The following is an 8,643-nucleotide window of genomic DNA, read 5'->3' on the forward strand; positions in this document are numbered from 1 at the left end:
CGAAGCGTAAACTGAAACTTTTTTTCTTTTTTTATCTTTAACTTCAAACTTAACAACACCGTCAATTAAAGCATAAATTGTATGGTCTTTACCAATACCAACGTTAGCACCACAATGAACTTTAGTACCTCTTTGTCTAATAATAATATTACCAGATCTTACTACTTCACCACCATACTTCTTAACACCAAGTCTTCTTCCAGCAGAATCTCTATTATTCTGCGTACTTCCTTGACCTTTCTTATGAGCCATACTTTATCCCTTCAGCTTATTTTTGCTTATGCAGCAATTTTTGTAATTCTAATTTTAGTGAAGCTTTTTCTAAAACCTCTTTTTAACTTAGAATCTTTTCTTCTTCTTTTTTTGTAAATGATAACTTTTCTATCTCTATTTACACCTGTACCATCTAATACTACTTCAGCTTGTACTGTTGCAGACGCTACAGCTTCACCAGTTTTTAGTTCACCATCGTTTACTGCTAAAACGTCTGTAATTTCTAAAGCTTCTTTTGCAGCTTTACCAGTATAATCAATGTCTAAGATATCACCCTCAGAAACTTTATACTGTTTTCCACCACATTTGATAATTGCGTACATATTTCTTCCTCTAAATGTTCTGTAGTTGCTAACTTTTATATTATAAATTATGCTAACCTATTTTCGAACGTGAATATTATCTCAATTTACTTTAAACCTTCTTTAAGCCAATTAATAATTAATGATAATCTCTTGCTAATGCAATAGCATCAACCATAATCATTGCATTTTTAGGTAATCCATTTGTTGAAATAGTGCTTCTTGCAGGCTTATGATCACCAAATGCTTCTGCGAATAATACATTAACAATTGCAAAATCATCAATATTTTCTAAAAATACTGAAACTTTCACTACATGTTCAAGTCCACTTTCGGCATCTTCTAATAAAGTTCTTAAATTTGATAATACTTGTCTAGTTTGAACTTTAATATCTCTTTCAACCATTGTACCATCTAATGTTATTGGTACTTGTGCTGATGTATAAATTGTTCCATTTATTTTTACAGCTGGTGAATATGGCCCAATTGCAGCTGGTAAGTTATCACTTTGAATAAATTTCATCTTATTTCCTTTTTATTTAACTTTTGTAAATTCTACAAAAAATAAACTGCTATAAAAATAAATTATTTGCATTAATTATAAATTATAAATTGTACGTAACTAGATTTCCACGTTTTAACTGATAAATATTGTCTTTTATCTTTCTAATTAAATTAGCTTTTTCTTTAAAATTAAAACTTTGATCATATGATATAGCTGTTAATTTATTTGAATAAAACTTATATACTAATGTTAATAACTCACTTTTTAATCTTTCATCATCATAATCTTCTAACTTGTCATTTAATACAATTGAATTTAATGAAATATCTTCTATATTATTTAAAAGTAATTCAAACTCATTTTTATGTATTTCAAACATTGAAGAATCTACCACATCTAAAACAGAGTCTAATCGTGATGGTTTTTCAAGAATTGCTTTGATTATACAAAGTTCTGCAATATCTATTTTTACTAAATTATTAGTTTGTGCTCTTGTATTATCATTACTAACAGAAATTAATGTTTCTCGTATATTTAATTTTTGAGCTATATATCTTTTATATTCATCTTGATAAATAATTCCTAATGATTTTAAATACTCATTTGCTTCAAGTAAAGCTTTTTGTTTTTGACTTGGGTTATTAATTTCATATTTTGAGATAATATAATCAATAGTATAAGGAATAAATGGCATTGGATTTGAAAATATTTTATTTAATTCTTCAATTTTTCCATCCTTTACCATATCAGCAGGATCAAGACCATCCTCAAAAATCACCACTCCTCCATCAAACTCGCCTTGAGATAACATTACTGATGCTTTATAAGCTGCATTTAATCCAGCCTTATCTCCATCATAAGCTAATATAATTTTAGGTTCACCTCTTCTTATTAAAGGTAAGTGATCTTTTGTAAGTGCAGTTCCTAGTGTTGCAACTGCTGTATTAAAACCTGCTTGATGTAACATAATTACATCTAGATATCCTTCACATACAATTAATTGATTTTTCTTATAAATATTCTCTTTTGCTAGGTTATAACCATATAATAGTTTTGATTTATTGAATAATTTTGTTTGTGGTGAGTTTACATATTTAGCATTATGACCTGTTATTGTTCTACCACCAAAACCAACTATTTTACCGTTTACTCCATATATTGGAAAAGTGATTCTTTCAATAAACCTTGAATATAAACCATTTGTACCGGTATCTATAATTCCAAGTTCTATTGCTTCACTTAAGTTATAATGGTTTGATTTTAAATAATTGATTGTATCATTTGAAGAAGGTGCATATCCAATTTCAAATTTTTCAACTGAAAAATCAGATATACCTCTTTTTGAAATATACTCTTTAGTAGTGCTATTATTTACATATAGTTTTTGATAATATTTATTTACTTCTTCTAAAATTCTAATATCTTGTTTTTGTGCAATATTTGAATTATCATACTCTAAATTAACATTATACATTGAAGCTAATTTTTCAATTGTTTCAGGATAAGAAAGTTTTTCGTACTCCATTACAAATTTTATAGAATCACCACCAACACCACAACCAAAACAGTGATATATTTGTTTTGCTGGACTTACTACAAATGAGGGAGTTGATTCTCCATGAAAAGGACAACAAGCTTTAAAATTTGCCCCACTTTTTTTAACTTCTATAAATTGAGATACAACATCTACAACATCAAGATTATTTTTTAAATTTTCTATTGATTCTTTTTTTATCATAGTGGAAGTATAGCACTTTATTATAATGTTTGAACTTTTATGATAGTATAATCGCATTATAATTTATTAAAATAAGGTTTTATGTGGATAATATAGTTTTAGAGTATCGAGACCCATTATTTGGACTTATTATACTTGTTTCTTTAGTATTTATTGTATCTTTTACAACCTATTATTATGGGATATATAAAGAAAGACTTGCACGAAAAGATTATAGAAAATTATCACGTAGATTTGAACTTGGAAAACTAAAAGAAGATGATTATGTTCACTTATATAAAACATATAACTTACCTTTTGATTCTATTTTATTATTAGCATCATCTTTTTTACATAAGGGTGATTATACAAAAGCGATAAATGTATATTTAACTTTATTAGAACATGTAACTGATAGAGTAAAAAAAGAAGAACTTTTAGAGTTATTAGGAATTACATATTTTAAAAGTGGATTTTTACAAAGATCAAAAGAGTTATTTTTAAGAATATTAAAGTTTTCTCCAAGAAATAAAGAAGCTTTAACATATTTATTAATTATTTATGAAAAATTAAAAGATTTTGAAAAAGCAAAAGAAGTAGCAACTTGCTTAGAAGAACTAAATAAAAATATGCAAAAAGACAAAATTTATTTAGATAGTTTAATAATAATAAATGACCCTATATCTTCATATGAAAAAAAGACTAATCTTTTATATGAAACATATAAAGAGCATAAAATTATTGAAAGAATATTTGTTCAATTCTTATTGCAGTTTAATAAAACTTTTTTCTGGGAACATGTAGAAGATTTTAAAACAAAAAATATAATTGATTTAATGTGGTATTTAAATTTTGATGATATTGATTTTGATAAGGTTTATAAAAATGACTATTTAGTTCAAATTTATAATGCTAAAGGATATATTGATAACTTAAAACATAGTGATGATTTTGTTTTTGATATACTAATTTTATTAAATAAACATGAACATAAAATCAATGCAACATTAAATTTTGAATTTATATGTTCATCATGTAAACAAGTACACCCAATATATGATACAAGATGTCCACATTGTCATGATATTTTATCATTTAATGTAAGACATAATTTAGCTAAAGGCTTAACTCAAGATAATCAATCTTTACAGTAAAATAATCAAAAAAACTTCTTTATAAGGCAGATTCATAATAATAAATGTGATATACTACTGCGAAGTTTTTTTTAAAAAATTAAAATAAAAGGAAAGGCAAAAAATGAGTGATTATACAAGATTAGAAAAGTGTTTGGATTATCAGTTTAAAGATAAAAATCTGATAATCGAAGCACTTACACACAAAAGTTTTAAAAAACCATATAACAATGAGAGGTTAGAATTTTTAGGAGATGCGGTTTTAAATCTAATAGTTGGAGAATTTTTATTTACAAAATTTCCAAAATCTAATGAAGGTGAACTTTCAAAAATAAGAGCTTCATTAGTAAATGAAACTGGTTTTACAAGATTAGCAAATGATATTAAATTAGGTGATTATATCTATTTATCAAGCGCTGAAGAAAGAAATAAAGGAAGAACTAAAGCTTCGATTCTTTCAGATGCATTTGAAGCTATTATGGGTGCTATTTATTTAGAGTCTGGTTTAGATAAATTAAAACCAATTATTCTTGATTTATTAGAAAAATCATATGATAAAATTAATTTAGATGTTTTATTTTCAGATTATAAAACAGCTTTACAAGAAGTTACTCAAGCAAAATTTGGTTCAATTCCTGAATATAGAGTTGAAGCTTCATACGGTCCTGATCATAAAAAAGAGTTTGAAGTATCAATTTGGATTGATGATAAAACTTATGGAACAGCAAAAGGTAAAAGTAAAAAACTTGCACAACAAGCTGTAGCTAAACTTGCTATTGATATTTTAAAAGGTAGTGATTAATGAATACTTTTGGTCATAGATTTAGATTTACTACATTTGGGGAAAGTCATGGTAAAGCTTTAGGTTGTATCGTAGATGGTGTTCCAGCTGGTATTAAAATTGATGAAGAGTTTATTCAAAGTGAAATGGATAGAAGAAAACCAGGTCAAAATAAATATGCAACAGCTAGAAAAGAAGGAGATAAAGTAGAAATTCTTTCAGGAGTATTTGAAGGTCTTACTACAGGAACTTCTATTTCTATGGTTATTTTTAATGAAAATCAAAAAAGCCGTGATTATGCAAATGTAAAAGATTTATTTAGACCAGGTCATGCTGATTTTACATATTTTAATAAATATGGAATTAGAGATTACAGAGGTGGAGGAAGATCAAGTGCAAGAGAAACAGCAGCTCGTGTTGCTGCTGGTGCTATTGCAAAACTTATGCTACAAGAACTAGGAATAGAAGTTCAAAGTGGTATTTGTGAAATTGATGGAATCAAAGCTAATAATTTTGATTTTTCATCTGTAAAAAACTCTGAAATTTTTGCATTAGATAAAGATGTTGAAGAAGCTCAAAAAAATGCAATTTTAGATGCTAAAAATACTCATAATAGTGTTGGTGGTGTTGCTCTTATAAATGTTAAAAATACTCCTATTGGATTAGGTGAACCATTATATTATAAACTTGATGCTCAAATTGCTAACGCAATGATGAGTATAAATGCTGTTAAAGCAGTTGAAATTGGTGATGGAATGAATTCATCTTCAACAAAAGGTTATGATAATAATGACCAAATTAGAAAAGATGGATTTAAGACAAATCATAGTGGTGGTATCTTAGGTGGAATTTCAAATGGTGATGATATAAATGTAAAAGTATATTTTAAATCAACACCATCAATTTTCATTGAACAAGAAACAGTTGATATTCATAATAATGAAGTTAATTGTGCATTAAAAGGTAGACATGATCCTTGTGTTGCTGTTAGAGGAAGTGTAGTTGCTGAATCTATGATGTCTTTAGTATTAGCTGATATGGCATTATTAAATATGTCATCAAAAATAGAAAATGTTAAAAAAGTTTATTCTAAATAAAGAAGCTTTTAAACTTATTAGTATATAATTTCAGTCTTAAGCAACTCTTTGGTCAAGGGTTGCTTTTTTTATGCCTATTTTTTATGAATTTTATATCTTTTTTTTTAAGAAAAAAGAATATTTATACTCAACTTTTAACAAATAATTTTCTGTAAAACCTATCATTAATTATTGTTTTTTTATACATCCCTATTTATAGCTTTTATAAATGTTATTTGTATTAAATAAAATAATTTAATGTATAATTCCTTAAATCTTGTATTTTATACACATCACTATGTATTATTTACAAACTTATTACTTTTTTATCTTTTAAAAAGCAAAATTTATTTACAATTATTTACAACACAAGAAAAGAGCAAATTATGAAGAAATTATATGTTATAAGACATGCACAAAAAGAAGATGAAAAAGTAGGTCAATACGATTATGATAGAGAATTAAGTCATGATGGTATAGAAGATGCAAAAGCTATGGCAAAAAGTTTAGTTTCACAAAATATTACTGCTGATTTAATTGTTTCTAGTCCAGCTAATAGAACAAAAGCCACAGCTGAAATATTTGCAGAAGAGTTAAATTATACTAAATCAATAATGTATAATGAAGTTTTATATATGGCATTTGTTAATGAATTAATTGAAACAATAACATATACTTTTGATACAGTTGATACGATGCTTTTAATAGGTCATAATCCATCACTTACAGCTTTAGCTATAACATTAGTTGACTTTAAAGAAAAGTTTGAAATGGGTGGTATTATGGAGATTGAATTTGATTGTAATTCTTGGATTGATATTTCAAAAGAGAATGCAAGATTAGTTTCTTATAACTATCCTAAAAAAGATTAAAAATAAAAGTGCAAAAGCACTTTTATTTACCTAAACAAAACTCGCCAAACATTACATCTAACATTTGGTCATTTTCATAAGGTCTTGTAATATTAGAAATATTTTCTAATGCTTCGTGAATATGATGAGCAAAAAACTCTAGTTCACCAGTTTCAAGAGGCATAGAAGATGCATTTATATGAAATAATGTATCTTCTACTGAACTTACTTGTCTTTTTGAAATTAGAGTCATTTCATCACTATGAGTATTTGAATCTAAAATAGTTTCAATATTTTTCACTAAAGGATTTATATCTTCTTTTGTAGATAACTCAATAAAGTTATCGATTTTTGTTTTATCAAATTTATTTTCTAAATCTGACTTATTTATAATTTTTATGATTTTCTTATCACTGTTTATATCTAATAACTCAAGAATTTTTTTATCTTCATCATCACAAACTTTACTATTATCAAACAGTGCTACAACAATATCTGCTTCTGAAATTGCTTCAATTGATTTTTCAATACCAATTTGCTCAATTACGTCAGAAGCATCTCTAATACCTGCTGTATCAACAATTTTTATAATATGAGTACCAATCTTAACTGATTCCTCAATCGTGTCTCTTGTAGTCCCTGCGATATCTGAAATAATAGCTCTATCAAAGTTTAAAAGTTTATTTAAAAGTGATGATTTACCAACATTTGGTTTACCAATAATTGCTACTTTGAAACCTTCAATCATTCCCTCTCGTCTTTTACTAGCATCAAGAGTATTTTGAAGTTTTATTGTAATTTTATCCATCTTATTTTTAATTTGTTCAAAAATATCAGTTGGTAAATCTTCTTCTGCATAATCAATTGAAACTTCTGTATAAGCTAACATAAAAAGTAAATCTTCTCTAATATCATTAACAAAAGTTGTTAATTCACCCTTTAATTGTTTTGCTAGAAGTTTAACAGCATCTTCACTTCGTGCTTCAATAATTTTTGAAATTGCTTCAGCTTTTGATAAATCAATTTTATTATTTAAAAAAGCTCTTTTTGAAAACTCACCTGGATTTGCTAATCTTGCACCATGATTTAATGTTTCATTTAAAACCATATTAGCAATAGCAACTCCACCATGACATTGAAACTCTACTACATTTTCACCTGTAAATGAAAAAGGAGCTTTAAAGTATAAAATTAATGCTTCATCTATAACTTCATCATTAACTGTATGAAGTGTACATAAAGATGCTAATCTTGGTTGAAATTCTTGTTTTTTTGAAATTTTAAGAGCTATATCAAGAGCATTAGCTCCTGAAAGTCTTACTATTGAGATTGAACCTATTCCATTTGCTGTTGCTATTGCAACTATTGTATTATCATCAAACAATTTATTGCTCTTTACTTCTATATTCATTTACAAGTACATATTTATCACCACGAACATTTGTTTTAACTGCAACATATTTATTAGGAAATTCTTCTCTTAATCTTTTAAGTGCTATATGAACTAATATTCCATCAAGTGGTTTTGTTTTAAATGTGCCTTTTTCTTTAATAACTTCAATAACTGGTTCTAAATATGCATAAATTGAAGCTTCTTGATTTTTTAAGAATTCTGCAACTTCAAGTCTTAGCATTAAACCATATTTTTCATTTATCCAATTAAATAAGATATAAGATAAAGCTTTATATCTATACCCTTCTTTTCCAATAAGTAAAGCACAATCTTCACCTGTAAATTCTACATACAATGTATCTTCTTCACAGAACTCAACTTTAATATTATCAATTTCATAACATGTATTGCTAAATAATAAATCAATATCTGCTTTTACTTCTTTAACAATTTGTTCTTTATCTTTTTTTATAATAATATTAGAAATTTCTGTTTGAGATTTTTCTTCATTATAAAAATTATCAAATATTTTATCTTTTGATTCTGTTTTAGAAATTTTATTTACTTTAGTTTCTACTTTTTCTGAACAACATGGAGTATCATTTTTTCTTG

At 26.3% G+C, this 8,643-nt stretch carries 10 protein-coding genes; 4 read left to right on the forward strand and 6 right to left on the reverse strand.

Annotation, left to right across the window (positions count from 1 at the left end):
• The 4 genes from rpmA to dnaG all read right to left on the reverse strand — a co-directional run.
• On the reverse strand, window positions 1-252 hold a 252-nt coding region (gene rpmA / locus ACERKK_RS08375), incomplete at its 3' end, for a 50S ribosomal protein L27 (protein ID WP_373772630.1).
• Between the two features lie 26 nt (window positions 253-278).
• Window positions 279-596 carry a 50S ribosomal protein L21 gene (gene rplU / locus ACERKK_RS08380; protein WP_373772631.1) on the reverse strand — a complete coding sequence of 106 codons (318 nt, stop codon included), beginning with the start codon at window positions 594-596 and terminating at the stop codon, window positions 279-281.
• A 118-nt stretch (window positions 597-714) separates the two neighbouring features.
• Window positions 715-1,098, reverse strand: coding sequence for a Rid family detoxifying hydrolase (locus ACERKK_RS08385; protein WP_373772632.1), 384 nt, complete (start codon window positions 1,096-1,098; stop codon window positions 715-717).
• Between the two features lie 82 nt (window positions 1,099-1,180).
• Window positions 1,181-2,818, reverse strand: a complete 1,638-nt coding sequence (dnaG, locus tag ACERKK_RS08390; RefSeq protein WP_373772633.1) for a DNA primase — start codon at window positions 2,816-2,818, stop codon at window positions 1,181-1,183.
• An 83-nt stretch (window positions 2,819-2,901) separates the two neighbouring features.
• On the opposite strand from dnaG, the gene ACERKK_RS08395 reads away from it, so the two are divergent.
• The 4 genes from ACERKK_RS08395 (at window position 2,902) to ACERKK_RS08410 (ending at window position 6,659) form a co-directional block, all read left to right on the forward strand.
• Window positions 2,902-3,951 carry a tetratricopeptide repeat protein gene (locus tag ACERKK_RS08395; RefSeq protein WP_373772634.1) on the forward strand — a complete coding sequence of 350 codons (1,050 nt, stop codon included), beginning with the start codon at window positions 2,902-2,904 and terminating at the stop codon, window positions 3,949-3,951.
• Between the two features lie 103 nt (window positions 3,952-4,054).
• A complete protein-coding gene (gene rnc, locus ACERKK_RS08400; protein ID WP_373772635.1) occupies window positions 4,055-4,732 on the forward strand; it encodes a ribonuclease III in 678 nt (225 codons plus the stop codon).
• Window positions 4,732-5,808, forward strand: a complete 1,077-nt coding sequence (aroC, locus tag ACERKK_RS08405) for a chorismate synthase (protein ID WP_373772636.1) — start codon at window positions 4,732-4,734, stop codon at window positions 5,806-5,808. Before rnc ends, aroC begins: the two co-directional genes overlap by 1 nt.
• Window positions 5,809-6,173: 365 nt before the next feature.
• The gene (locus ACERKK_RS08410) at window positions 6,174-6,659 is read left to right on the forward strand and encodes a histidine phosphatase family protein (RefSeq protein WP_373772637.1); all 486 of its coding nucleotides are present in this window, start codon (window positions 6,174-6,176) and stop codon (window positions 6,657-6,659) included.
• Window positions 6,660-6,681: 22 nt separating this feature from the next.
• Here ACERKK_RS08410 and mnmE read toward each other — a convergent pair whose 3' ends face one another.
• Both mnmE and ACERKK_RS08420 read right to left on the reverse strand, forming a co-directional pair.
• Window positions 6,682-8,022 carry a tRNA uridine-5-carboxymethylaminomethyl(34) synthesis GTPase MnmE gene (gene mnmE / locus ACERKK_RS08415; protein WP_373772638.1) on the reverse strand — a complete coding sequence of 447 codons (1,341 nt, stop codon included), beginning with the start codon at window positions 8,020-8,022 and terminating at the stop codon, window positions 6,682-6,684.
• A gap of 1 nt (window position 8,023) precedes the next feature.
• The coding region (locus ACERKK_RS08420) for a protein jag (RefSeq protein ID WP_373772639.1) at window positions 8,024-8,643 on the reverse strand (620 nt) is incomplete at its 5' end.

The organism is Poseidonibacter sp. (assembly GCF_041821165.1).
Lineage (GTDB): Bacteria > Campylobacterota > Campylobacteria > Campylobacterales > Arcobacteraceae > Poseidonibacter.

Excerpts from the sequence above, each read along its gene's own strand:
- rplU (WP_373772631.1), bottom strand. The coding sequence starts at position 596 with ATGTACGCAATTATCAAATGTGGTGGAAAACAGTATAAAGTTTCTGAG.
- ACERKK_RS08385 (WP_373772632.1), bottom strand. The coding sequence starts at position 1,098 with ATGAAATTTATTCAAAGTGATAACTTACCAGCTGCAATTGGGCCATAT.
- dnaG (WP_373772633.1), bottom strand. The coding sequence starts at position 2,818 with ATGATAAAAAAAGAATCAATAGAAAATTTAAAAAATAATCTTGATGTT.
- rnc (WP_373772635.1), top strand. The coding sequence starts at position 4,055 with ATGAGTGATTATACAAGATTAGAAAAGTGTTTGGATTATCAGTTTAAA.
- aroC (WP_373772636.1), top strand. The coding sequence starts at position 4,732 with ATGAATACTTTTGGTCATAGATTTAGATTTACTACATTTGGGGAAAGT.
- ACERKK_RS08410 (WP_373772637.1), top strand. The coding sequence starts at position 6,174 with ATGAAGAAATTATATGTTATAAGACATGCACAAAAAGAAGATGAAAAA.